A 25,222-nucleotide genomic window follows, 5' to 3' on the forward strand; every position below is an offset into this window, starting at 1 on the left:
GACGATCAAGTCTGGTTGAATCCGGAACGGATTCGGCCAGAAGCACTACAGCAAGCAGCTTGAGATGACGCGACAACTACGTTGACAAACACCGCTCAGCGGCGTCGCTGATCAACGACACGTGCTCGGGATACATCAACAAATATACCTTTTCGCGCGACACCGCCGCCGGTTGCGAGGTCGACTTCTGGATCGCCACCGATTTTGGTGCGACTGTATTTGATTTACCTCACTTCACATCGGGAACGAAATGAACGCGTTCGATCCGACCATTATTCTTGTTTGCCTCAAATACCCATAAATAGCCTTTTCCATGAATACTGGTGACGGTATCTGGCCCGACAAAATAGGCCGGATTATTATCGTAGTAGTAGTAGCCTGTGGATGGACCCAGTATCTTTTCGATCTGGCGCCGGTCGAGGGTGGTAGCATCATACTGGCGCAAGAATGACGCGGTCATCCGGCCACGCTCGATCCGCGATGCAGTGGCCCATGATTCGCGCGTGAACTCTCGCTCTCCCAGTTTGATTGCTTGATCAAGGGCTACGTCCGGCGAGCACGCTGAGAGGAAAAACACTGCAGAAAGCGCGGTGAGGAAGGGTCGCATGGTTTCATCCTAGCGTTCGATGATCTTGAGTCGGCCGGTGCGGAGTGCATCGACGCATCGCAAGATCAGTATCTGATTCGGACCTCCGTAGCGGCCGATACTCAGTCCGACGGCGTTATTATGCAGATCCATCGCCTTCTCATCCGGTGGATTATCCGGAAAAGCTTCGTGCGCATTCGTGTACCGCAATGCGCTGGCATACCCGATGTCTCGCGCGAGAAGTGCGGACCAAAAACAGTGTCGAAACGCGTCCCCCGGCGTATTGCGGCGGCTTCCTGGAAACCGCAGTTCGCTTTCGAGCAGTGCGCGCTGCGCGGATCGCTTGATTACCGCCGCCTGCTCGGGAAACAAGGCGAGATGAATTTTTTCACTTGCCGTCAGCTTCTGGAACAGTTCCGCATACGTCGTTGTCATATGAGTTTCCTTCTATGATAGGCGGTAAGAGTGTTTCATGTTCTGTCGTATTCACTCTTGGTCATGCTCAATCCGTACGCTGGCCCGGCGCGTCAGAAATCAGCGGCACAGGCGCTAAACGAATTGAGTAAAATGCCGTCTTTCGCCAGTACAGATCACACCATGGAACTCCGCGCCGCCGCGCTGCACGCGCTGCTCGAAACCGATCCTGCCACCAAGGCCCAGGCGGTCGCCGCCTTGAGCGCCGCCTGCAAGGCCGGGACCGTGCGCATCGACACCGCCACCGCGCTCGCCGCGCCCGCCGGCATCCCCGGCCGCCCGGCCCGCCCCGAACTGGTGCCGCCGCTGCAGGTCGGACGCCGCTCGATGGCCACGCCCGAGGGGCGGGCCATGCTGGTCCACGCCCTGGCGCACATCGAATTCAACGCCATCAACCTGGCGCTCGACGCGCTGTGGCGTTTCCATGGCATGCCGGAGCAGTATTACCTCGACTGGCTGCGCGTGGCCGACGAAGAGGCGCTGCACTTCACGATGCTGAGCGCGCACCTGGGCACGCTTGGCCACGCCTACGGCGACTTCCCCGGCCACGACAGCCTGTGGGAGATGGTGGCCAAGACGGGCGACGACGTCATGGCGCGCATGGCGCTGGTGCCGCGCACCCTGGAGGCGCGCGGGCTCGATGCGATTCCGCCACTGCGCAAGAAGATCGCCCAGGCCGGCGACCTGGCCGCGGCCCGGATCCTCGACCGGCTGCTGGTGGACGAAGTAGGGCACGTCGAGATCGGCAACCGCTGGTACTTCAGCCTGTGTCATGAGCGGGGACTGGAGCCGATCGCCACCTACGACGAACTGACCGCGCGCTACAAGGCGCCGGTCCTCAAGGGACCGTTCAATATCGAAGGCCGGCGCCAGGCCGGCTTCACCGAGGCCGAGCTGCAGCGCTACCGCTGATGGACACTGGTGTGGAGACAGGCTTCTTGTTGACGCGCCACTGGCGCGACACCGCCGCCGGCTGCGAGGTCGAGTTCTGGCTCGCCACCGATGCCGGTCCGCGCCGCCTGCGGCTGCCGGTGCAAAAGCCCGTGGCTTTCATCCCGGAAGAGCAGCGCGCCAGCGTCGAACAGTTGCTGGTCGATGAGCGCGGATGGGAACTACGGCCGCTCGACCTGCTCGATTTTCGCCACCGGCCGGTCGCCGGCCTGTACTGCCGCAAGTACCGCCAGCTGCTGCGCATCGAAAAACAGCTGCGCCAGCATGGTCTCGACGTGTTCGAGGGCGACGTGCGTCCGCCGGAGCGCTACCTGATGGAGCGCTTCATCACGGCGCAGGTAGGCTTCGCCGGCACGCCGGTCGATCGCGATCCCTTGCTGCTGGTCGACGCCGTCCTGAAGCCGGCGCCGGGCTACCGGCCGACGATCCGCACCGTCTCGCTCGACATCGAAACCACCTTCCAGGGCGAGCTGCGCTCGATCGCGCTCGAAGGCTGCGGCCAGCGCCAGGTCTATATGCTCGGGCCGCCCAATGGCGAGGACCGGGAACGCGATTTTGAACTCGACTACTGCGACACCCGGCTCGAACTGCTCGACCGCCTGGAAGAATGGTTCATCCGCCACGACCCCGACGCCATCATCGGCTGGAACCTGATCCAGTTCGACATGCGGGTGCTGCAAAAGCATGCCGATCGTTTCAACCGCCCGCTGCGCCTGGGCCGCGACGGCAGCGCGATCGAGTGGCGCGAGCATGGCGGCAAGCAGGAGCATTACTTCATCTGCATCGCCGGTCGCCTGGTCATCGACGGCATCGATGCGCTGCATTCGGCCACCTGGAGCTTCCCGTCCTTCAGCCTCGAGAACGTGTCGCGCGCCTTGCTGGGCGAAGGCAAGGCGATCGACAACCCGCACGACCGCATGGCCGAGATCGACCGCATGTTCGCCGAGGACAAGCCGGCGCTGGCCTGGTACAACCTCAAGGATTGCGAGCTGGTCACGCGCATCTTCGACAAAACCAGGCTGATGGCCTTCCTGCTGGAGCGCGCCAGCGTGACCGGGCTGGCGGCCGACCGCAGCGGCGGTTCGGTGGCGGCCTTCGAGCACCTGTACATGCCGCTGCTGCACCGCCAGGGACGGGTGGCGCCGAACATCGGCGACGTCGCCGGCGCCGACAGTCCCGGCGGCTTCGTGATGGATTCGCGCTCCGGCCTGTACGATTCGGTGCTGGTGCTGGACTACAAAAGCCTGTATCCCTCGATCATCCGCACCTTCCTGATCGATCCGCTCGGCCTGGTCGAAGGCCTGCGCGAGCCCGAGGACGCCACGGTGCCGGGCTACCGCGGCGGGCGCTTCTCGCGCACCAGGCACTGCCTGCCCGGCATCGTGACCCAGGTCTGGGCCGGCCGCGAAGCCGCCAAGCGCGAGCACAATGCGCCGCTGTCGCAGGCGCTGAAGATCATCATGAACGCCTTCTATGGCGTGCTCGGCACCACCGGCTGCCGCTTCTTCGACCCGCGCCTGGCCTCGTCGATCACGATGCGCGGCCACGACATCATGCACCGCACGCGCGAGCTGATCGAGGAGCAGGGCTACCAGGTGATCTACGGCGACACCGATTCGACCTTCGTCTGGCTCGGGCGCGAGCACGCCGAAGGCGATGCGCGCCGCATCGGGCAGGCCCTGGTCGACCACGTCAACGGCTGGTGGCGCAGTCACTTGCAGGCCGAGTTGGGCATCGAGAGCGCGCTCGAACTGGAGTACGACGTGCACTTCCGGCGCTTCCTGATGCCGACCGTGCGCGGTTCGGACGAAGGCAGCAAGAAGCGCTACGCCGGCCTGGCCGCGAGCGCCGATGGCGGCGAAGAGATGGTCTATAAGGGCCTGGAGACGGTGCGCACCGACTGGACTCCGCTCGCGCAAGCCTTCCAGCAGGGGCTCTACGAACGCATCTTCAAGGGCCAGCCCTATGAGGACTATGTGCGCGAGCTGGTCGCGCGCATGCTGCGCGGCGAATGCGACGACGATCTCGTCTACCGCAAGCGCCTGCGCCGGCCGCTGGAGGAGTACCAGCGCAACGTCCCACCGCACGTGCGCGCCGCGCGCATGGCCGACGAGCACCACCTGCGCCAGGGCCGCCCCGCGCTCTACCGCAAGGGCGGCTGGATCCGGTATGTGATGACCTTGAACGGCCCCGAGCCGATGGAAGCCCGCCACGGCGCCATCGACTACGAACACTACCTCACGCGCCAGCTCGAACCGGTGGCCGACGCCATCCTGCCCTTCCTGGGCGACAGCTTCGCCAATCTCACCAGCCCGCAGCAGACGCTGTTCTAGCAGTTCTTGTCGCCCTGTCACGCGTTGGAAACATCGGCTCGCTAGACTGCCGTCACGTTTTCAACAGGAGGGGGACCACGTGGACCGTCGGGGCTTTTTACGTAGCAGCGCATACTTCACCGTCGCCGCCGCAGGCGGCTTGCTTGCCGCCTGTGGCGGTTCGGACGACACGCCGCCGCTGGGCAGCTTCACCTTCCCGCTGGGCGTAGCCAGCGGCGATCCGAAGGAGGGCAGCGTCGTGTTCTGGACCCGTTGCGCGCCGGAGAGCGGCAGCGAAGCGGTCGAACTGCGGCTCGAAGTGGCGATGGACGCCGCCTTCACCCAGGTCGCCGGCGTGGTCGAACTGAACGCGCTGCCGACCTATGACCATACGGTGCGCGCCAAGCTGACCGGCCTCGCCCCAGCCACCCTGTATTACTATCGCTTTCGCGCCGGCGCCGACCTCAGCCCGGTGGGAAGGGCCAGGACCGCACCGGCCGCCGCCAGCACCCCGGCGCAGATGCGCTTCGCCTGGATGACCTGCCAGGACTGGAGCGTCAACCACTGGGCCGCGATGGGCATGATGGCGGCCGAGGAACTCGATTTCATCGTCCACCTGGGCGATTATGTCTACGAGACGGTCGGCGCCAACTTCCAGTCGGGCCGCGCCGAGCCGGCCCATACGCGCATCGACCTGCCCGACGGCGTGACGATCGCGGGCGGCGCGCGCTACGCCAATACCCTGGCCGACTATCGCACCTTGTACCGCACCTATCGCAGCGATGCGCGCCTGCAGGCGCTGCACGCCAAATGCCCGATGATCGTGATCTGGGACGACCACGAGTTCTCGGACGATTGCTGGCAAGACCACCAGACCTACGACAACGCCAACCAGCAGCAGACGTCGCGCCGCCGCAATGCGACCCAGGCCTGGGCCGAATACATGCCGGTCGACTGGGGCGACGTCTCGTTCGACCTGAACAAGGCAGGCCACGACAATATCCGCATCTACCGTGACTTCCGCTTCGGCGCCCTGATGCACCTGGTGATGACCGACCAACGTTTGTACCGCGATGACCACGTGGTCAATGAAGCGGCCTACGCCGGCATGCTGCAGGGCGACCCGGTGGCCGGTGACGACTCGATCGGCTCGCGCTACTTCGTGCCGCAGCCGCTGCTGGCCCGGTTCGAGGCCGGCGCCAGGACCGCGCTGGGCCGCAATCCGGGCCTGCTGGGACCGACGCAGACGCAGTGGTGGAAGGACACCATGCAAGGCTCGACGGCCACCTGGAAGGTATGGGGCAATGAAGTGACCCTCAACCGCATGTGGCTCGACATGCGCACCATGGCGCCGCCGCCGTACGACAACCTCTATATCGTCAATGCCGACGGCTGGGATGGTTATCCTTCCTATCGCGCCGAGATGCTGGGCCACCTGGCCAGCAACGACGTCAAGAACGTGGTGGCGATCACCGGCGACCTGCACGCGTTCCAGTGCGGCGTGATCTACGACAGCAACGATCCGCGCAGCGGCCGGCCGGTGGCGGTCGACTTCGTCGCAGCCGGCATCAGCAGTTCCTCGTTCTACCAGTACCTGCGCGCCGGCGCCGGCAACACGCCGCTGGCGCCGCTGGTGGCCACGCCGCAGGGCTTCGACCAGGTGCTGCGCATGAACAATCCCGCCTTTGCCTACGCCGACCACGACGCCCAGGGCTATGCGGTGGCAACCGTCACGCCGGCGACGTTCAGCGTCGTGTTCACCAAGGTCAAGCCGCTCGATGCCAATGGCGCGGCGCCGACTGCGCCGCTGGCCAAGCGCACCCGGATCACGCTGGCAAACGGCTCGACGACGCCGCGCGTGGAGGACAACGTCGCCTGAGCACAGCGTGCCGATGCCGCCTGCATAAACGCACGCGATATCGGCGCAAACGCTGTCCCACGGCCGCGCTCCCTTTCTATAATGATGACGTCCTTACACGCCATCGCCATGGAGTCGTCTTGTCCTTCCTGATCGTCCTGGCCGCTCTGGCCTTCCTGATGTTCGCCGCCTACCGCGGCTACAGCGTCATCCTGTTCGCGCCGGTTGCCGCCCTGGGCGCCGTGCTGCTCACCGACCCGGCGCAGGTGGCCCCGGTCTTTTCCGGCATCTTCATGGAAAAGATGGTCGGCTTCGTCAAGCTGTACTTCCCGGTGTTCATGCTCGGTGCGGTGTTCGGCAAGGTGATCGAACTGTCGGGCTTTTCGGAGGCCATCGTGGCGGCGGCGATCCGCTACATCGGCGCCGCGCGCGCCAACGCCGTCATCGTCGCCGTCTGCGCCTTGCTCACCTATGGCGGCGTGTCGCTGTTCGTGGTGGTGTTCGCGGTCTATCCGTTCGCGGCCGAACTCTATCGGCGAAGCGACATCCCCAAGCGCCTGTTGCCGGGGGCGATCGCGCTGGGCGCCTTTTCGTTCACGATGGATGCCTTGCCCGGCACTCCGCAGATCCAGAACATCATCCCGACCACCTTCTTCCAGACCACCTCGTGGGCCGCGCCGGTGCTGGGCACCCTGGGAGCGCTGTTCATCCTGGCGGTCGGGCTGACTTACCTGGAGTGGCGGCGGCGCGCGGCCGCCGCCAAGGGGGAGGGCTATGGCACGTCGCTGGTGAACGAACCGGAGCGGGTGGAGACAAGCGCCGGCGGCTTGCCGCATCCGCTGCTGGCGGTGGCGCCGCTGCTGCTGGTGGGCGTGGCCAACTTTGTCTTCACCCGCATGATTCCGGTCTGGTATGGCGGCGACAGCCACACGGTGCCGCCCGAGATCCTGCCCGGCATCGCCACGCCGGTAACGACGACGATCAAGACCGTGACCGCGATCTGGGCGGTGCAGGCGGCGCTGCTGCTGGGGATCCTGTTCGTGGTCGCGACCGCGTTCACGCGCGTGGCGAGGCGCTTCGCCGACGGCAGCAAGGCGGCGGTGGGCGGCGCGCTGCTGGCGGCGATGAATACGGCGTCGGAGTATGGCTTCGGCGGCGTGATCGCGGCGCTGCCCGGCTTCCTGGTGGTGAGCGACGCGCTGCGCAGCATTCCGAATCCACTGGTGAACGCGGCGGTCTCGGTCAGCGCGCTGGCCGGCATCACCGGCTCGGCCTCGGGCGGCATGAGCATCGCGCTGGCCGCGATGTCCGACGTCTTCATCCGCGGCGCCGGGAGTGCCGGGATACCGCTCGAGGTGATGCACCGGGTGGTGGCGATGGCCAGCGGCGGCATGGACACCCTGCCGCACAACGGCGCCGTGATCACCCTGCTGGCGGTGACCGGCCTGACCCACCGCGAGGCCTACCGCGACATCTTCGCCGTCACCCTGATCAAGACGGCAGCTGTATTCTTTGTCATCGGCGTATATTACGCCCTCGGTCTCACGTGACAATTCGTGGTTTTTTTGCACCTGTTCCCGCAAAATCAGCAAGGCTTATGGCTTGTATTGACCCAAGAAAGAGCCGCGCGACTACAATGAGTTCCGCAATGGTTTCCGTGCAGCACTATTAATCCAGGATGGAACATGAAATCGGTACAGCAAGAAGTCGACGAACGCAGCAACCTGACCGGCACCAACAAATTCGAATTGCTGTTGTTCCGCCTGGGTGGTGACGAGCAGGGCAACCATAACGAGCTGTTCGGCATCAACGTCTTCAAGATCCGCGAGATCGTCGCCATGCCCGAGATCACGGCGGTGGCCGGCGCGCCGCAGCACGTGCTGGGCGTGGTCAACCTGCGCGGCCAGATCATCCAGGTGCTCGACCTGCCGGGCATCACCGGCGTCAAGCCCAAGACCGGCCTGAACATCATGCTGGTGACCGAGTTCGCGCGCACCACCCAGGCCTTTGCCGTCGAGAGCGTGGAAGAGATCGTGCGCCTGGACTGGAGCCAGGTCATGACCGCCGAGCACAGCGCCGGCAGCGGCATGGTGACCAGCATCGCGCGCCTGCCCGAGCAGGATGGGCAGCCGGCGCGCCTGGCCCAGGTGCTGGACGTCGAGACCATCCTGCGCAACCTGAACCCGAACCAGGAACGCGAGAACATGGAGCAGGCGGTGGGCGCCAAGATCGTGATCAAGCCGGGCGCCGTGATCCTGGCGGCCGACGATTCGGTGGTGGCGCGCGCGCTGATCGAGCAGGGCCTTGACGCGATGGGCCTGCCCTACATCATGACCAAGAGCGGCAAGGAAGCCTGGGACCAGCTGGGCACGATCGCCGCCGCGGCCGAAGCCGAAGGCCGCACCGTGTACGACCGCGTGGCCATGGTGCTGACCGACCTCGAGATGCCCGAGATGGACGGCTTCACGCTCACCCGCAACATCAAGTCGAGCAACCGCTTCGGCAACCTGCCGGTGGTCATCCACTCTTCGCTGTCGGGCACCACCAACGAAGAACACGTCAAGAACGTGCGCGCCGACGCCTACGTGGCCAAGTTCTCGGCCGAAGACCTGTCGCGCACCCTGCGCAAGGTGCTGGGCGGCTGATCCTGCCCCCGGGGATCACATGCCAGTTGCCGCAATGATATGATGCGGGCGTGATCCCCGACCTTTCCCACTTACTCATCCTCGACAGCCTCCTGCGCGAGGGCAGCCTGACCCGCACCGCCGAACTGCTCGGCATGACCCAGCCCACCGTCAGCCGCGCGCTGGCGAAACTGCGGCGCCATTTCGGCGACCCGCTATTCGTGCGCTCGGGCCAGCGCATGCAGCCCACCTCCCGCGCCCTCGAACTGGCCGGCCCGGTGGCGGCCGTGCTGGACGCGGCGCGCCAGCTCGAAGGCGGCCCGGCCGCCTTCGATCCGCTCAGCGCCACCCGTTCCTTCGGCCTGTACATGGTCGACGGCGCGGTGGTGAATATCCTGCCCCAGCTGCTGGACGGGCTGGCCAGGCTGGAGAACGGCGCCGCCGGCCTGCAGCTGCGCAGCGTGCACATCGATCCCGGCTCGCTCGAGGCCCAGCTCGAACGCGGCCATATCGACCTGGCCATCGGTCGCTTTCCGCACCTGCTCAACAACATCCGCCAGCGCAAGCTGTGGGACGACGAATACGCCTGCCTGATGCGGCCCGGCCATCCCTGGGCCGGGCAACTCGACCGCGACGCCTGGCTGACCCACCGCCACGTGCTGATCGAGATGGAGCACACCAGCCACCACAACGTGGCCGTGACCCGCAAGCTGGAAACGCTGCTGGAGCCCACCCGCATCCTGTGCCATGTGCCGAGCTTCACCTCGGCGGCGCACATCGCGCTGCATACCGACGCCATCGCCACCATTCCGCTGCGCCTGGCGCGACCGCTGGCGCGCGACCTCGGCCTGGTGCTGGCGCCGATGCCGGTCGAGCTGCCGCCGCTGCAGCTGGCGCTGTACTGGCACGAGCGCAGCCACCGCGACCCGGCCAACCGCTGGCTGCGCGAATTCGTGCTGACGACCCTGACCAATACGCTGGGAGCCGAGACTGGTTATGCAGATTCTGCATGATGTCCATGCCGCTTATGGCATGGCCTAAATAACTCAGAGCAACTATGCTTCGGCTATCCCTGTATTTTTGCCGAGGCACACCATGCTTCAATCCCTTCCCGCGCCAGGCCGGTGTCCGACCCGCCTGGCGCTTGTTTCTGCGATGCTCGTACTCAGCGGCTGCGTGTCGATGGGCGCGCAGCCGCAATTGGCGCGCCTGACCCAGGACGCGGCTACAAATTCATCGCGCGCTATTGGGTCGTTGGCGACCGAGACCGCCGCCTGGCCGACCCAGGATTGGTGGCGCGCCTATGGCGACCCCCAGCTCGACCGGCTGGTGGAGGGCGCGCGCGATGCCAGCCCGACGATCGCCGGCGCGCTCGCGCGGGTGCGCCAGGCGGCGGCCCTCGAAGGCCTGGCCGCAGCGAGCCTGGGGCCGCAGGCCAACGCCTCGGTCCGTTCCGCGCGCCAGCGCTACAGCGAGAACGGCAGCGTGCCCAAGCCGCTGGCCGGTAGCTGGCAGTGGGTCAACGACGCCAGCCTCAACCTGGGTGTCGAACTCGATTTCTGGGGCAAGAACGCGGCCAGCGTGGCCGCCGCCGCCGGCCGCGTCAATGCGCGCCAGGCCGAAGCCCAGGCCGCGCGCCTGGCGGTGTCGACCGCCGTGGTGCAGGCCTACCTGCGCCTGGACCACCTGTATGCGCAACGCGACCTGGCCGAGCAGGAGCTGCGCCAGCGCAGCCGCATCCTCGAGCTGGTGCAGCAGCGCGTCTCCGCGCAGCTCGACAGCAAGGCGGAGCTGAAGCAGGCCGAGATCGGCGTGCCGGCCGCGCGCGGCCAGATCGCGGCGCTGGACGAGGCGATCGCGCTGACCCGGGGCCAGATCGCGGCCCTGGGGGCGCAAGGCCAGGACGCGGCCGAGTCGATCGCCCGTCCACGACTGCGCCTGGACCGCCCGGCGGCGGCGCCGGCCGACGTGCCGGCCGCGCTGCTGGGCCGCCGTCCGGAACTGGTGGCGCTGCGCTGGCAGGTCGAGGCGGCCAGCGGCGAGATCGACGTCGCCAAGGCGCAGTTCTATCCGACCGTGAACCTGAGCGTGTCCGGCGGCCTGGCCAGCCTGGGCTTCGACCGCCTGCTGCAGGGCGGCAGCCGCAGCTTCGCGGCCGGCCCGCTGGTGACCCTGCCGCTGATCGACGGCGGCCGGCTGCGCAGCAATCTCGCGGCGCGCAACGCCGAATTCGACGTCGCGGTCGAGAACTACAACGCCGCCGTGATCGATGCGCTGCGCGACGTGACGGCGCAACTGACGTCGCTGCGCTGGCTGGGCGAACGGGTGCGCGAGCAGGACCAGGCCCTGGCCGCCGCCGAGCAGGCCTATGAGCTGGCCGAGCAGCGCTACCGCGCGGGGCTGGGCAACTTCGTGCAGGTCCTGATCGCCGAAACCCAGGTCGTGGCCCAGCGCCGCGCCCAGGCCGAGCTGGACGCCCGCGCCTACGAGCTGGACGTGAACCTGGTGCGCGCGCTGGGTGGCGGCTACCAGGCCCCGGCCGCCAGGCCCGCGCTGGCCGCACATTGAAGAATCGAGAGAACGCTATGGACACCAATAATACGAACAACGCTCCCCAGGGCCGCCGCAAGCTGGCGCTCGGCCTTTCTGTCGCCGTGCTGGCCGCCGCCGGCGGCATCGCCTGGTCCTCGCCCGAGGTGCTGGGCATCGGCTGGAACAGCCAGCACACCGAAGACGCCTACGTCGAGGGCAACCTGGTGCAGGTGACCCCGCAGGTCGCCGGCACCGTGACCCGCATCGCGGCCGACAACACCGATTTCGTGCGGCCCGGCGACGTGCTGGTGCAGCTTAACGAGGTCGACGCGCGCCTGGCCCAGGACCGCGCCGAGGCGGCGCTGGCCAAGTCGGCGCGCCAGGTGCGGGCCCAGTTCGCCGGCGTCGAGCAGCTGCGCGCGACGGTCGCCCAGCGCGAGGCCGATCTCGGCAAGGCCGCCAGCGACCTCGAACGCCGGCGCAAGCTGGCCGACACCGGCGCCGTGTCGGGCGAGGACATCCGCCATGCCGAGGATGCCGTGGCCGCCGCCCGCGCAGCGCTCACCGCCGCGCGCCAGCAGGTCGGCTCGGCGCTGGCCCTGGTCGACGGCACCACGGTCGAAAGCCATCCCGACGTGCAGGCCGCGATCGCCCAGCTGCGCGACGCCTCGCTGGGTCTGGCGCGCACCACGCTGGCCGCGCCGGTGGGCGGCATCGTGGCGCGCCGCAACGTCCAGATCGGCCAGCGCGTGGCCCAGGGCACGCCGCTGATGGCGATCGTGCCGCTGGACCAGATGTGGGTCACCGCCAACCTGAAGGAAACCCAGCTCAAGGACGTGCGCATCGGCCAGCCGGTGGCGGTGACGGCCGACGTGTACGGCAAGGACGTCGTCTTCCATGGCCGCGTGGTCGGCCAGGAAGCCGGCACCGGCAGCGCCTTCGCCGCCGTCCCGGCCCAGAACGCGACCGGCAACTGGATCAAGGTGGTGCAGCGGGTGCCGGTGCGCATCGCGCTCGACCCGGCCGACCTGGCGCGCCATCCGCTGCGCCTGGGCCTGTCGATGAAGGTGGCGATCGACACCAGCAGCAAGCAGGGCCTGAGCCTGATGCAGGCCGGGGCCGCGCGCCAGCAGTACAAGACCGTCGTGTTCGAGACCGAGTCGCATGGCGCCGACGAGGCGATCCGGCGCGCGCTCGGTCACCCGGGCGCGGTGGCGTCGCGTTGATGGAAAGGGCAGGCGATGAACGCCCCCGCTAAGCTTACGATTCCACGTCCGGCGCTGCTGGCCGCGATCTTCGTGTTCAACTTCATCGAGTTCCTCTCGACCGGCATGACGGTGTTCGCGGCGTCGGCCATCATGGGCCACGTCGGCGCCTCGCCCGAGGAATACGCCACCGTCTCGGCGCTGTACGCGGCGGTGGCGGTGCTGTCGATCTCGCAGCTGACGGTGATGGTGCAGCGCCTCGGTTGGCGCAACTACCTGCTGGGCGGCGTGGTGTTCTACATGGTCGGCGCCTGGATCTGCGCGGGCAGCGGCAGCGTCGCCGCCTTCGCCGGCGGCCGGCTGTTGATGGCCATCGGCGGCGGCGTGTTCATGACCGCCTCGCGCATGATGGTCAACCTGATTCCGCCTTCGCCCCAGCGCCTGCAGGGCATCGCGGCATTCGGCAGCGCGCTGTCGCTCGGCCTGGCGCTCGGCCCCCTGGCCGCGGCGAAGTTCATCGGCCACGAAGCCTGGGGCGGGATGTTCCTGCTGCTGGCGACGCTGGCCGCGATCGGCGCCGGCATCGCGGCGCGCTGGCTGCCGCTCGGCGCCGACACGCTGGACGGCACGCCGACGCGCCTGCACGTGCCGGATGCGATCCTGCTGGGCGGCGGCGCCGCGATCACGCTGTTCGCCCTGCAGCACCTGACCTACGACTGGCATGGCGGCCAGCGTGGCGCGCTGCTCGGCCACCTGGCGCTGGGCCTGGCCTTGCTGCTGGCCTTCGGCCTCGTCAAGGCGCGCCGCCACGAACCCTTCCTGCACCTGAACATCCTGGCCAGCGCGCGCTATCGCCTGGGCCTGGTCATCTTCGCGGTCTGCTACGCGGTGCTCGGGATGGTCAACACCCTGTTGCCGCAGGCGGTGCAGAAGGGCCTCGGCATGGGGCTGGAGCAGGCCGGCGTGCTGCAAGGCGTGGGGCTGCTGTCGACCTTCGTCGTGTTCGTGGTGATGCTGCAGATGGTCAAGCGCAATCCGCATCCGACCAGGTTCTTCGTGACCGGCTTCCTGATGCTGGCGGCGCTCGGCTGGCGCTTCGCCACCCTGGATCCGCGCGCCAACGCCTGGGACACGGTGATGTTGTGGATGGGCCTGTTCGGCGGCTTCCTGACGCTCGGCATGGCGACCGCCGCGATCCACTCGTTCAAGGATCTGCAGGCGGACAACGTGGTGTTCGCGCACGCCCAGCAGCTCAAGAACATGCTGGGGCAGGTGGGCCTGGCGCTGGGCGTCGGCGTGACCAATATCGCGCTGCAGGAGCGCACGGCGCTGCATTCCTCGCGGCTGGCCGAGAAGGCCGGCCCGATCGGCGACGGCGGGCTGGAGCTGGCGCGCCAGGCCGGACTGCTGGCGGGCCAGGACCTGTTCTGGGTCGTGATGTGGGTGGGCCTGGTCGGGGCCGTGCTGCTGACCATGCAGCGCCGGTTCGACTAGGGGGGCAAGCGTGCGCCCGGGTGTAAAACGATCGTTTTACACTGGGGCCATGGATACCAACCCAGCACTCCTTGCCATTGCCGAGCGCCTGTTCTACGAACACGGCTACATGGCCACCAATATGGACACCCTGGCGCGCGCCGCCAGGATGTCGAGCCGCACCCTCTATAAACATGCCGGCAGCAAGGCCGCCCTGGTGGGCGAGGTGCTCGCCGCGCGTGACCGGCGCTTCTTCGAGCAGGTCGATGGACTCGACGTGCGCGCGCTGTTCGCCGCGCTGGCCGGCTGGATCGCGCACGAAGGGGCGCGCGGCTGCCTGTTCCTGCGCATCCTCGGCGAGACCGGCGGCGCCGAACCGGCGATCGTGGCGGCGGTGCAGGCGCACAAGGCCAGGCTGCGCGAACACGTCGCGCGGATCGTCCACGCTGATCTCGGGCGCGCCGACGAGGTGCTGGCCGGGCGCATCGTCCTGCTGTTCGAAGGCGCGGTGGCGGCCAGCGCCTGGCAGGGGGCGAGCGCGATCGAGGCGGCGTGCGGGGCCGCCGTGGATCTGGTTGCGATGGCGCGTGCGGCGTGAAACAGACCCTCGCTCTCGGCGTCACCGGCTTTGGCCTGATCGCGGTCTGCTACGGCTTCGCGCGCTTCGCCTTCGGCCTGTTCCTGCCCGCGATCTCGGCCGATTTCGAGCTCTCGTCCTCACTGGCGGGGATCATCTCGGCGGGGTCCTTTCTCGGCTTTTGCCTGGCGATCGTGCTGGCGGCCTGGCTGACCGAGCGCCGCGGGCCGCGCTTCGTGGCGGTGGCGGCAGGCGTGGCCGGCGCCGCCGGCATGATCGGGCTCGCCAGCGCCGCGTCGCCCGCCTGGCTCGCCGCCGCGGTGATCGTGGCCGGCTCGAGCACCGGCCTGGCGTCGCCGGCGCTGGCCGCGGCCGTGACGGCGATGCTGCCGCCCGCCAGGCACGACACGACCAACACCTTCATCAATGCCGGCACCAGCGCCGGCGTCGCCCTGTCCGGCCCGGTGGCGGCGCTGATGGGGGCCGAGTGGCGGCTGGCCTATGCCGGCTTCGCCGGCGCGACCCTCCTGATGGTCGGCGCGACCCTGAAGGTGCTGTCCGCCGGCCGGCCGCGGCCCGCCGTCGCTGCGCCGTTGCTGCCCCGGCTTTCGCCCGACCTGATGCGGCTGGCCGCGGCCGCCGGCCTGAGCGGAGCGGCGAGCACCGTGGTCTGGAGTTTCGGCGCCGACCTGCTGGAGGCCAATCTCGGCTGGAGCGGACGCCAGGTCGGCATGCTGTGGACCGTCATGGGGTGCGCGGGCGTGGTCGGCGCCATGGCGGGATCGCTGATTGCCCGCTACGGGATGCGCGCGGTGCATCTTGTGTTCCACGTCGCGCTGGGGCTGGCGGTTGCCGCCGTCGGCCTGGATGGCGCGCCGCCGTGGCTCGTGTTCATGGGCGGCGGCCTGTTCGGCGCCGCCTACCTGATGCTGACGGGCGTCTATCTGGTGTGGAGCATCGCGGCGCTGCCCGCGCGGCCCGCGACCGGCGTGACGCTGGCCTTCCTGGCGCTGGCGGTGGGTCAGACGCTGGGCGCATTGGGCTTCGGCTTTCTGATGGAGCGCGCCTCGCCGAACGCCGCCGTGGCGTCGTTCGCGGCGCTGGCCCTCGTCGCCGGCCTCGTTCGGCGCGGCCCGGAATGACAACGCCCGGCGCCAGCCTGGAAAGGCCGGCGCCGGGCGGCGCACGGGGTTCGCTCCGCGTTCAGCGCATCAGTCTTCCTGGAACGCCTCTTCGCGCTTCTTGCGCAGCGACGGCAGCAGCACGACGATCATCGCCGCGGCGGCCAGGCCCAGCATCACGCCCGAGATCGGACGCTCGATGAACACCATCGGATCGCTGCGCGACAGCAGCAGGGCGCGGCGCAGGTACTCTTCCATCATCGGTCCGATGATGAAGCCGAGCAGCATCGGCGCCGGTTCCAGTTCCAGCTTGGCGCACAGGTAGCCCAGCAGGCCGAACAGCGCCATCAGGTAGACGTCGAAGTTGCTGTTGTTCAGGCTGAACACGCCGATCGCGCAGAACATCAGGATCGCCGGATACAGCAGCTGGTAAGGCACCATGATCATGCGCACCCAGATGCCGATCATCGGCAGGTTCAGCACGACCAGGAACAGGTTACCGATCCACATCGAGACGATCAGGCCCCAGAACAGGCCGGGCTGCTCGGTCATCACGGCCGGACCCGGCTGGATGCCCTGGATGATCATCGCGCCGATCATCAGCGCCATCACCGGGTTCGACGGAATGCCGAGGGTCAGCATCGGGATGAACGAGGTCTGGGCGCCGGCGTTGTTGGCCGCTTCCGGGGCCGCCACGCCTTCGATCGCGCCCTTGCCGAACTGCGCCGAGTTCTTCGACACCTTCTTCTCCAGCGAGTAGGAGGCGAACGACGCCAGCATCGCGCCGCCGCCCGGCAGGATGCCGAGGATCGAGCCGAGGCCGGTCGCGCGCAGGACCGGGGCGATGATGCGCTTGAAGTCGTCCTTGCTCAGCATCAGGCCCTTGACCTTCTTCATCACCAGGTTGCGCGACTCGTCGTGCTCCAGGTTGCGGACGATCTCGCCGATGCCGAACATGCCCATCGCGACGATCACGAAGTTGATGCCGTCGGCCAGCTGCGGCAGGTCGAAGGTGTAGCGCGCCGAGCCCGAGTTGACGTCGGTGCCCACCACGCCCAGCAGCAGGCCGAGCAGCACCATGCCGATCGCCTTGAGCAGCGAGCCGCTGGCCAGGACCACCGAGGCGACCAGGCCGAGCACCATCAGCGAGAAGTATTCGGCGGGGCCGAATTCGAGGGCCATGTCGGCCAGCGGCGGCGCGGCCAGGGCCAGCAGCACGGTGGCGACCGAACCGGCGAAGAACGAGGCGATCGCCGCGGTGGCCAGCGCCTTGCCGGCGTTGCCGTTGCGCGCCATCTGGTAGCCGTCCAGGGCCGTCACGACCGACGAGGATTCACCCGGCAGGTTGACCAGGATCGCGGTGGTCGAGCCGCCGTACTGGGCGCCATAGTAGATGCCGGCCAACATGATCAGCGCCGATTCCGGCGGCAGGCCGAAGGTCGCCGGCAGCAGCATGGCGATGGTGGCGATCGGGCCGAGACCCGGCAGCACGCCGACCGCGGTGCCGACGAAGACGCCGACCAGGCAGTAGAACAGGTTTTGAAGCGTGAAGGCCGTTTCGAGGCCGAGGGCGAGATTGCTGAAGAGTTCCATATTCTATTAATTCCCACCGAGCCAAGGACCAAAGATAGGCATCGGCAAGCCGAGCAGCTTGACGAACAGGCCTACCGCGAACAGGGCGCCGCCGACGGCCAGCGCCACGGCCTTGCCCAGATTGAATTTCTGGCCGGCGTAGCTGCTGATCAGGATCAGCAGGAAGGCCGCCGGCACCAGGCCCGCGTCGCGCACCAGGAAGCCGAACAGCAGCACGGCCACCAGCACCAGCGACAGCTCTTTCCAGTACAGGCGGCCGATCGGCTCGCCCTGGCGGAAGAAGGAGCGCAGCAAGGAAGCTGCGCCGACCAGCGACAGCAGGCCGCCGAGGGCGGTCGGGAAATAGGCCGGGCCCATGCGTCCGGCCGTGCCCATTTCATAGTCCTGGCCGATGACGATGGCGCTCAGGCCGAAGAAGAGAAAGACGATGCCACTCCAAAAATCCTTTGGGTGGCGTATGAATGCTGGCACGTGGTGGTCCCCTTTTTTTGTGATGCAAATGCGGTGGTACAGATGCAATGGTTCGAAGTGTGTTTCAACGACGGTGCTGCGGGTGCGGCAGGTACGACAGCTACAACAAAACGCACCGTCCCGGTGGAACCGGCACAGTGCGTGATATCAGATGCTCATGCTCAGTCGGCGAAAGCGCCGGCTTTCTTGATGATCGGACCCCACAGGTCGATCTGCTGCTTGAGGTGGGTGCGCAGCGCTTCCGGCGTCGCCTGGTTGGTCGGCACCGGTTCGGTGCCCAGGTCGCTGAAGCGCTTGATCACGTTCGGATCGCGCAGCGAGGCGCGCAGGGCGTTCGCCAGCGCATCGACGACCGGCTTCGGCGTGCCCTTCGGCGCGTACAGGCCGTGCCAGACGCCGACTTCGAAGTTCGGCAGGGCGCCGGACGCCAGGGTCGGCAGGTTGGGCAGCGACGGCACGACGGTCTTGGTGGTCACGCCATAGGCCTTGATCTTGCCGCTCTTGATCTGGCTGGTGGTGTTGGTGGTCTGGTCGCACATGAAGTCCACCTGGCCGCCCAGCAGGTCGTTCATCGCCGGGCCGGTGCCCTTGTAGGGCACGGTGGTCAGCTCGACGCCCATCGCGGTCTGCAGCAGCATGCCGCACAGGTGCGAGGCCGAACCCAGGCCGGCGTGGGCGTAGGTCACCTTGTCCTTGTTGGCCTTGACGTAGGTGATCAGCTCCTTCATGTCCTTGGCCGGGAAGTTGCCGCGCGCGACGACGGTCATCGGCACGTCGGTAATCAGGCCGATCGGCTCGAAGCTGGTGATCGCGTCGTACGGCAGCTTGCGGTACAGGGCAGGGGCGGTCGACTGGCCGATGTGGTGCAGGAACAGGGTGTAGCCGTCGGGAGCGGCCTTGGCCGCGCGCGCCGCGCCGATGGTGCCGCCGGCGCCGCCGACGTTCTCGATGATGATCTGCTGCTTGAGGGTGGTGCCCATCGACTGCGCCACCAGGCGCGCGACCGTATCGGTCGGGCCGCCGGCCGCGAACGGCACGATCATGGTGATGGTCTTGTTGGGGTAGTTCTGGGCCTGGGCCAGGCCGCTGCCGAAAGCGGCCAGGCACGCGACAGCGCACAGCATCTTGAGCTTCATGTTTGTCGTCCTCGTTATCTCGTTCTTGGTATGGGATGGCAGTGCGCACCTTTGCGGTGCGTCGCTGCGCTCTAGCGTTGTCTTACGCAGCTAGGGTTGTACCAGTAAACATATTGATATGCAACTACGTGGAAATACGTATGTCGCATGGGTGTGACGAGGTTCAGTAAAAGCTGTACAGCCGAAGGCGAAAATTCGAAAATGACAACGCCGACGGCGGTGGCCGTCGGCGCTTCGATGCCGTCGAGAGAATCGGATTACACCGGCGCCTGCACCGGCAGTTCGCGATCCCCCATCAGCAGCTTGGCCGGGGTCATCGGCGTGGTGCGCAGGCGCTTGCCGGTCGCGTGGAAGATGGCGTTCGACACCGCCGCCGCCACGCCCACGATCCCGATCTCGCCCACGCCCTTGGCGCCGAGCTGCTTGCTCACGATGCGGTCGTCCTCTTCCACGAAGATCACGTCGATGTCGTGGATGTCGGCGTTCACCGCCACGTGGTATTCGGCGTAGTTGTGGTTCATGAAGCGCCCGTACCTGTCATCGGTATGGGTTTCTTCATGCAGGGCCTGGCTGATGCCCCACACCACCGCGCCGCTGATCTGGCTGGCCGCCGTCTTGGCGCTGATGATGCGCCCGGCCGCGACCGCGCTCACCACGCGGGTCACGCGCACCATGCCCAGCTTCTCGTTGACGCGCACCTCGCAGAACACGGCCGAGTGCACCGCGCGCGTGTACTTGCGCTGCTTGAGCATCTGCGGCGTCATGAAGAATTTCTCCTCCAGGCGGTCGAGGTTGGCGTCGCGCAGCACGGCGGAGAGTTCGACCCGCTGCGCCGGATCCTTCTTCAAGAACACTGCGCCGTCGCCGAACTCGACGTCGCGCATGCGCGCCTTGGCCAGCGGCGAATCCTGCATCGCCGCCGCCATCTTGAGCAGCTGCTTCTTGAGCTTCTCGCAAGCGCCATGCACGCCCGAGCCGACCGTGGCCATGTGCGACGAGCCGCCTTCGATCGGCGCCATCGGCAAGGTCGAATCGCCCAGCTGGAAGGTCACCTGCTCGAGCGGCAGGCCAAGCTGTTCGGCGGCGACGATCGACATCGCGGTATAGGTGCCGGTGCCGATGTCGGTCGCGGCGCTGCTCACCACCAGGCGGCCATCGGCATGCAGCACGGCGGAGACGCGCGCCACCATCACCAGCGAATCCCAGATCCCGGTCGCCATGCCCCAGCCGACCAGCTCGTCGCCGTCCCGCATCGAGCGCGGCTCGAGCGGACGCTGGTCCCAGCCGAAGCGCTCGGCGCCCTGGCGGTAGCATTCGCGCAGCTCCTTGGTCGAGAACGGCTTGTCCTCGATCGGGGCGACGTCGGTGTAGTTCTTCAGGCGCAGGGCCAGCGGGTCCATCTTGAGTTCGTACGCCAGCTCGTCCATCGCCACTTCGAGCGCGTGCACGCCGTGGGCGGCGCCGGGCGCGCGCATGTCGATTGGCGTGAATCGATCATGCGCCACCACCTGGTAGCCGAGCTTGATGTCGGGACAGGCGTACAGCTGGCCGGACCAGTTGACGATCACTTCCACGTAGTCCTCGAGGCGCGAGGTTTCCTGGATCGCCTCGTGCCAGATCGCCTTGAGCGTGCCGTCATGGTCGGCGCCCAGGCGGATGCGGTGCCAGGTCTCGGGGCGGTGGCCGAAGCTGAACATCTGCTGGCGCGTGAGCACCACGCGCACCGAGCGTTTCAGCTGCAGCGCGCCCATCACGGCCAGCGGCAGCTGGTACTGCGGACGCAGGCCGGAACCGAAAGCGCCGCCCACGTAGGGGTTGCGCACCGTCACCTTGTCCTTCGAGATGCCGAAGCCGTGCGAGACGTACCAGCGGCTGTTCTGCGAGCTCTGGGTCTTGTCGTAGATGGTCAGGTGGCCATCCTCGCCATAGATCACGGTGGAGGCGAACATCTCCATCGGATTGTGATGCTCGACCCCGTTGTAGTACTGCGAGTCGACCTTGACCGGGGCATTCGCGAACGCCTTTTCGCCGTCGCCGGTGCTGCTCGGCGGCGTGAAGCCGGCCTTCATCTTCTTCGGCTCATAGGCTTCGCCCAGGCGTTCCAGGTGGTTGGTCTCGTGCTCGTCGACGTCGTAATGCACGCGCACCAGCTGGGCCGCGTGGCGCGCCGCCTCGAAGGTGTCGGCGATCACCAGGGCCACCGGCTGGCCGCTGTAGAAGATCTGGTCCGAGAACAGGGGCCGGAAGGGCGAGCCGACGGGAGCGGTCATGTCCTTCCAGGCGATGTCGAGGGAGCGCATCTTGGGGCGGTTCTCGTGGGTCATGACGGAAATCACGCCATGCGCGGTGAGGGCGTCGACGGTGTCGATGCGGGTGATGCGGCCCTTGGCGACGGTGCTGCTGACGACGACGCCATAGCACAGGTCGGGCGCGAACACCTCGGCCGCGTACTGGGCCTGGCCGGTGACCTTGGCGCGGCCGTCGACGCGCGAGACGGCCATGCCGCTCTTGACGCGGCCGGTGCCGGCCGGCGCGCTCGGCGCTCGCAGTTCTGGAATCAGGTCGGTCATGCTCGGTCTCCTTCTGGATGGCGGTCGCTGCCGCTGGCGATATCGGTGCCGCGGGCGGCGCTGGTCAAGGCCTGGACGATGGCGTTCTTCGCCAGCGCCGGCTTGAAGTCGTTCTGGCCGAAGCTGCGCGCGCCCTGTAGAATGGTGTCGGCGACGGCGGCGAAGGCTTCCTCGCCGGCCGCCTTGCCCACCAGTTGCGCTTCTGCCGCTTCGATCCGCCACGGCTTGTGGGCGACGCCGCCGAGCGCGATGCGCGCAGCCTTGATCGTGCCGTCGTCATCGAGGTCGAGGGCGGCCGCCACCGACACCAGCGCGAACGCGTAGGACAGGCGGTCGCGCACCTTGATGTAGGCGCTGTGGGCGATGAAGCGGTCGGCCTGCGGGACGGTGATGTGGGTGATCAGTTCGCCCGGCTGCAGGGTGTTGTCGATCTCGGGACGGTCTTCCGGCAGGCGGTGGAACTCGGCGAAGGGGATTTGCCGCTTGCCGCTGCTGGACTGGACGTGCACGGTCGCATCCAACGCGCGCAGGGCCACGCACATATCGGACGGGTGGGTCGCGATGCAGGCTTCGCTGGTGCCCAGGATCGCATGCTGGCGGTTGACGCCATCCCTGGCCGGGCAGCCGGTGCCGGGCTCGCGCTTGTTGCAGGCGGTGCCGACGTCATAGAAGTAGACGCAGCGGGTGCGCTGCATCAGGTTGCCGCCATTGCTCGCCATATTGCGCAGCTGGGGCGAGGCGCCGGCCAGGATCGCGCTCGACAGCAGCGGGAAGCGTTCGCGCACCAGCGGGTCGTAGGCGGTGTCGGCGTTGCGGGCGAGGGCGCCCAGCAGCAGGCCGCCGTCGTCGCCGACCTCCACCTTGTCCAGGCCGAGGCCATTGATGTCGACCAGTTGCGAAGGGCGCATCACGCCTTCCTTCATCAGGTCGAGCAGGTTGGTGCCGCCCGCGATCGGGCGCGCTTCGCCGGCGCTCAAGGCCGCCAGCACGCCGTCGAGGTCCTTCGATTGGGTGAAGGTGAATGGATTCATGCGAGCACCGCCCCGGTCGTGAAGGCGGGCTTGTCGCCGCTATCTTTCTTGCGCAGGTCCATCACCTGGACCACGGCGTCCGCGATCTGCGGATAGGCGCCGCAACGGCAGATATTGCCGCTCATGAGTTCGCGCACGTCGTCGCGCGACCTGGCCTGGTCCTCGTTCATCAGGCCCACGGCCGAACACAGCTGCCCAGGGGTGCAGTAGCCGCACTGGAAGGCGTCGCAGTCGATGAAGGCTTGCTGGATCGGGTGCAGGTCTTCGCCGTTGGCCAGGCCTTCGACCGTGGTGATCTCTTTACCGTCCTGCATGACCGCCAGGGTCAGGCAGGAATTGATGCGCTTGCCGTCCACCAGCACCGTGCATGCGCCGCATTGTCCCTGGTCGCAGCCCTTCTTGGTGCCGGTCATGCCTGCGCGCTCGCGCAACAGGTCAAGCAAGGTCACCCAGGACTCGACGTTGAATTCGCGGTCCTGCCCGTTGATACGCAGGCGGACCGGATACTGCTGGTGAAGTTCCATGGTCATTCCCCTCTATGAGAAGCCATGATCTTACCCGTGCAGCCGGGTGCGTCACGGTTAGGTGACGCACCTATTCTTGAGGTAACTTGTTATTTTGCTCAGGGACCGCGGAATACCACTGTTTTGTTGCCGTCGACAAAGACGCGGCGTTCGATGTGGAATTTGACCGCCGCCGCCAGCGCCAGGCACTCGTTGTCGCGGCCGACGCGGGTCAGCTGGTCGACCCGGTAGTTGTGGTCGACCCTGGTCAGCACCTGCTCGATGATCGGGCCCTCGTCGAGATCGGGCGTGGCGTAATGGGCCGTCGCGCCGATCAGCTTGACCCCGCGGTCGAAGGCTTGCTGGTAGGGTTTGGCGCCCTTGAAGCCGGGCAGGAAGGAGTGGTGGATATTGATGCACTTGCCGGCCAGGCGCCGCGCCAGCTCGTCCGACAGGATCTGCATATAGCGCGCCAGGATCACGAGTTCAGAGCCGGTCTCCTCGAAAATCTCGAACAGGCGCGCCTCTTGCTGCGTCTTGTTGTCCTTGGTGACCGGCAGGAACACGAAGCGGATGCCTTCGCGTTCGACCATCGGGCGCAGGTCGAGGTGGTTCGACACCACCGCCGTGATCTGCATGTTCAGTTCGCCGTTACGGCGGCGGTACAGCAGGTCGTCCAGGCAGTGGTCGGTCTTGGAGACCATGATCACGGTGCGCACCGGATCGAGCGGGTCGAACATCTTCCACTGCATCTCGAGGCGGCCGGCGACCAGGTCGGCGAACTCGCTGCGGATGCGGTCGATCGGTGGGGAGTTTTCTTGCTGGCGAAACACGGCGCGCATGAAGAAACGCGCGGTCGAATCGTCGTCGAACTGTTCCAGCGCGCAGATATAGCAGTCGCGCTCGGCGAGGAAGGTCGCCACGGCGGCGACGATGCCGGTGCCGGCCGGGCAGCTGGCGTTGAGGATGTATTCGATGCGGCCGGCGGGCGCCGGGGCGATGCTGCTCATGGGTGATTCCTGTCGGTTAGGGGCTGGATGCGAAGTGCCCGTCCGTCACGCGACACCGGCCAGGTGGGACGGCGGCAGCTCTGGTTTCCGGCGCCGCCGGGTCGGCAGCGCTGGCAAGGCGATGTTGTCAGAATGTATAGAATGATGGATGTGGCCGATGTCGTCAAGCGTGCATGTCAGGCGTGCTACCATGCGCGCTTTTTTCCAGGGTTCCGATGCCGACGCCAACGCATATCCGTCCAATGCTGTTCGCCGATCTCGATGCCGTGCTGCGCGTGCAGGCGGCCTGCTATCCACCGGCGATGCAGGAAGCGGCGCCCGTGGTAAAGGCGCGGCGCGATGCGGCGGCCGCCACCTGCCTGGTCGCATGCGACGCCGACGGCGTGTGCGGCTACCTGTTCGCCTACCCGTCGCGCCTGGGGCGGGTCACCGACCTCGGGGCGGCGTTCGAGATCGCGCCGGACGCCGACACGCTGTACCTGCACGACCTGGCGGTCGATGCGCGCGCGCTCGGACGCGGGCTGGCGCGATCGCTGGTGGAGCGCTTGCTGGACCTCGGCCGCGATCTGGCGTTGTCCCATGCCGCGCTGGTGTCGGTGCAGGACAGCACGCGCTTCTGGAGCGGCTTCGGCTTCGCGGCGCGGGCCACCGGCGATGCGGGCCTGCTCACGTATCCGGCGGGAGCGCTCTACATGGCGCGCCCGCTGGCCTGACGCGCTGGATCATTCGACGCGGCGCACCTTGGCCGAGGCGTTGGTGCCGTCCACGCGCATGAAGATGGTGCCGAACAGATTGCGTTCCATGCTGACCTTGACGTCGGTGCGCGGCGCCAGGACCGCGTCGCTGCCGTCGATGACGCGCCACACCTGGCCGTTGGCCAGGCGGATCCGCGAACCCGGGCCCCAGCCTTCGAAGCTGCCCACGATGGTGCTCTGCACCGACTGGGGCTGCTCCTCGCGCTGTTTCACCGCTTCCATGCCGAAGTTTTGCTCGGCGCGGGCCGCCGCCACCGGCGCACCGGCCGCCTGCGCGGCTGCCGCGGGACTTGCCGCGCCAAGGGGAATCGCGTCATAGCAGGCCACGCGCGCCGCGACGTCGCTCACGGCGCGGCATTTCAGGAGCGCGGCGTCGTTGGCGAGCGCGGAACCGGAGGCAAGGAGCAATACGGCAAGAGGCAGGGCTTTCATCGGAATCC

The 25,222-nt window shown here is 67.3% G+C and carries 23 protein-coding genes; 13 read left to right on the forward strand and 10 right to left on the reverse strand.

Annotated elements, in window-relative coordinates:
- Positions 1 to 134: 134 nt before the first annotated feature.
- Positions 135 to 254 (forward strand): hypothetical protein, encoded by a 120-nt coding sequence (locus HMPREF9710_RS28965; RefSeq protein WP_371855241.1) that lies wholly within the window; start codon positions 135 to 137, stop codon positions 252 to 254.
- Here the strand turns inward: HMPREF9710_RS28965 and HMPREF9710_RS28110 are convergent.
- Together HMPREF9710_RS28110 and HMPREF9710_RS23510 are read right to left on the reverse strand one after the other, a co-directional pair.
- A complete protein-coding gene (locus HMPREF9710_RS28110) occupies positions 230 to 607 on the reverse strand; it encodes a hypothetical protein (protein ID WP_157225729.1) in 378 nt (125 codons plus the stop codon). The two genes, HMPREF9710_RS28965 and HMPREF9710_RS28110, sit on opposite strands and share 25 nt — an antisense overlap.
- A 9-nt stretch (positions 608 to 616) precedes the next feature.
- Positions 617 to 1,021, reverse strand: a complete 405-nt coding sequence (locus HMPREF9710_RS23510; RefSeq protein ID WP_005670612.1) for a DUF6973 domain-containing protein — start codon at positions 1,019 to 1,021, stop codon at positions 617 to 619.
- Positions 1,022 to 1,183: 162 nt separating this feature from the next.
- Between HMPREF9710_RS23510 and HMPREF9710_RS23515 the strand changes: the two genes are divergently transcribed.
- The 11 genes from HMPREF9710_RS23515 (at position 1,184) to HMPREF9710_RS23565 (ending at position 15,734) form a co-directional block, all read left to right on the forward strand.
- Complete coding sequence (locus HMPREF9710_RS23515) at positions 1,184 to 1,972, forward strand: ferritin-like domain-containing protein (protein ID WP_005670613.1); 789 nt, start codon at positions 1,184 to 1,186, stop codon at positions 1,970 to 1,972.
- A complete protein-coding gene (locus HMPREF9710_RS23520) occupies positions 1,972 to 4,344 on the forward strand; it encodes a DNA polymerase II (RefSeq protein WP_005670614.1) in 2,373 nt (790 codons plus the stop codon). Before HMPREF9710_RS23515 ends, HMPREF9710_RS23520 begins: the two co-directional genes overlap by 1 nt.
- A 79-nt stretch (positions 4,345 to 4,423) precedes the next feature.
- The gene (locus HMPREF9710_RS23525) at positions 4,424 to 6,202 is read left to right on the forward strand and encodes an alkaline phosphatase D family protein (protein WP_005670616.1); all 1,779 of its coding nucleotides are present in this window, start codon (positions 4,424 to 4,426) and stop codon (positions 6,200 to 6,202) included.
- Between the two features lie 119 nt (positions 6,203 to 6,321).
- Positions 6,322 to 7,731, forward strand: coding sequence for a GntP family permease (locus HMPREF9710_RS23530; RefSeq protein ID WP_005670618.1), 1,410 nt, complete (start codon positions 6,322 to 6,324; stop codon positions 7,729 to 7,731).
- 135 nt (positions 7,732 to 7,866) lie between these two features.
- The gene (locus HMPREF9710_RS23535) at positions 7,867 to 8,826 is read left to right on the forward strand and encodes a chemotaxis protein (RefSeq protein ID WP_005670620.1); all 960 of its coding nucleotides are present in this window, start codon (positions 7,867 to 7,869) and stop codon (positions 8,824 to 8,826) included.
- Positions 8,827 to 8,876: 50 nt separating this feature from the next.
- A complete protein-coding gene (locus HMPREF9710_RS23540) occupies positions 8,877 to 9,818 on the forward strand; it encodes a LysR family transcriptional regulator (RefSeq protein WP_005670622.1) in 942 nt (313 codons plus the stop codon).
- A 142-nt stretch (positions 9,819 to 9,960) separates the two neighbouring features.
- Complete coding sequence (locus HMPREF9710_RS23545) at positions 9,961 to 11,373, forward strand: efflux transporter outer membrane subunit (protein ID WP_040778080.1); 1,413 nt, start codon at positions 9,961 to 9,963, stop codon at positions 11,371 to 11,373.
- A gap of 17 nt (positions 11,374 to 11,390) precedes the next feature.
- Positions 11,391 to 12,563, forward strand: a complete 1,173-nt coding sequence (locus HMPREF9710_RS23550) for an HlyD family secretion protein (protein ID WP_005670626.1) — start codon at positions 11,391 to 11,393, stop codon at positions 12,561 to 12,563.
- 15 nt (positions 12,564 to 12,578) lie between these two features.
- Positions 12,579 to 14,036, forward strand: coding sequence for an MFS transporter (locus HMPREF9710_RS23555; RefSeq protein WP_005670627.1), 1,458 nt, complete (start codon positions 12,579 to 12,581; stop codon positions 14,034 to 14,036).
- Between the two features lie 49 nt (positions 14,037 to 14,085).
- Positions 14,086 to 14,613 (forward strand): TetR/AcrR family transcriptional regulator, encoded by a 528-nt coding sequence (locus tag HMPREF9710_RS23560; RefSeq protein WP_005670629.1) that lies wholly within the window; start codon positions 14,086 to 14,088, stop codon positions 14,611 to 14,613.
- Complete coding sequence (locus HMPREF9710_RS23565) at positions 14,610 to 15,734, forward strand: MFS transporter (RefSeq protein ID WP_005670631.1); 1,125 nt, start codon at positions 14,610 to 14,612, stop codon at positions 15,732 to 15,734. Before HMPREF9710_RS23560 ends, HMPREF9710_RS23565 begins: the two co-directional genes overlap by 4 nt.
- A 69-nt stretch (positions 15,735 to 15,803) precedes the next feature.
- On the opposite strand, the gene HMPREF9710_RS23570 is transcribed toward HMPREF9710_RS23565, so the two are convergent.
- The 7 genes from HMPREF9710_RS23570 to purU all read right to left on the reverse strand — a co-directional run bounded on the left by HMPREF9710_RS23570 (position 15,804) and on the right by purU (position 24,027).
- Positions 15,804 to 17,306 carry a tripartite tricarboxylate transporter permease gene (locus tag HMPREF9710_RS23570; protein ID WP_005670634.1) on the reverse strand — a complete coding sequence of 501 codons (1,503 nt, stop codon included), beginning with the start codon at positions 17,304 to 17,306 and terminating at the stop codon, positions 15,804 to 15,806.
- Between the two features lie 6 nt (positions 17,307 to 17,312).
- Positions 17,313 to 17,777, reverse strand: coding sequence for a tripartite tricarboxylate transporter TctB family protein (locus HMPREF9710_RS23575; protein WP_005670636.1), 465 nt, complete (start codon positions 17,775 to 17,777; stop codon positions 17,313 to 17,315).
- Positions 17,778 to 17,938: 161 nt separating this feature from the next.
- Entirely contained in the window at positions 17,939 to 18,913 is a 975-nt protein-coding gene (locus HMPREF9710_RS23580; RefSeq protein ID WP_005670638.1) for a tripartite tricarboxylate transporter substrate binding protein BugD, read from the reverse strand.
- A 257-nt stretch (positions 18,914 to 19,170) separates the two neighbouring features.
- Positions 19,171 to 21,483, reverse strand: a complete 2,313-nt coding sequence (locus tag HMPREF9710_RS23585; protein ID WP_005670641.1) for a xanthine dehydrogenase family protein molybdopterin-binding subunit — start codon at positions 21,481 to 21,483, stop codon at positions 19,171 to 19,173.
- On the reverse strand, positions 21,480 to 22,514 hold the full coding sequence (locus HMPREF9710_RS23590; RefSeq protein WP_005670643.1) for an FAD binding domain-containing protein: 1,035 nt from the start codon (positions 22,512 to 22,514) through the stop codon (positions 21,480 to 21,482). Before HMPREF9710_RS23590 ends, HMPREF9710_RS23585 begins: the two co-directional genes overlap by 4 nt.
- A complete protein-coding gene (locus HMPREF9710_RS23595) occupies positions 22,511 to 23,038 on the reverse strand; it encodes a (2Fe-2S)-binding protein (RefSeq protein WP_005670645.1) in 528 nt (175 codons plus the stop codon). Before HMPREF9710_RS23595 ends, HMPREF9710_RS23590 begins: the two co-directional genes overlap by 4 nt.
- Positions 23,039 to 23,136: 98 nt before the next feature.
- Entirely contained in the window at positions 23,137 to 24,027 is an 891-nt protein-coding gene (gene purU, locus HMPREF9710_RS23600; protein WP_005670647.1) for a formyltetrahydrofolate deformylase, read from the reverse strand.
- 242 nt (positions 24,028 to 24,269) lie between these two features.
- On the opposite strand from purU, the gene HMPREF9710_RS23605 reads away from it, so the two are divergent.
- Positions 24,270 to 24,740 carry a GNAT family N-acetyltransferase gene (locus HMPREF9710_RS23605; protein WP_005670648.1) on the forward strand — a complete coding sequence of 157 codons (471 nt, stop codon included), beginning with the start codon at positions 24,270 to 24,272 and terminating at the stop codon, positions 24,738 to 24,740.
- 9 nt (positions 24,741 to 24,749) lie between these two features.
- On the opposite strand, the gene HMPREF9710_RS23610 is transcribed toward HMPREF9710_RS23605, so the two are convergent.
- Entirely contained in the window at positions 24,750 to 25,214 is a 465-nt protein-coding gene (locus HMPREF9710_RS23610; RefSeq protein ID WP_005670650.1) for a hypothetical protein, read from the reverse strand.
- Positions 25,215 to 25,222: the final 8 nt, after the last annotated feature.

This window comes from Massilia timonae CCUG 45783, from assembly GCF_000315425.1.
Lineage (GTDB): Bacteria > Pseudomonadota > Gammaproteobacteria > Burkholderiales > Burkholderiaceae_D > Telluria > Telluria timonae.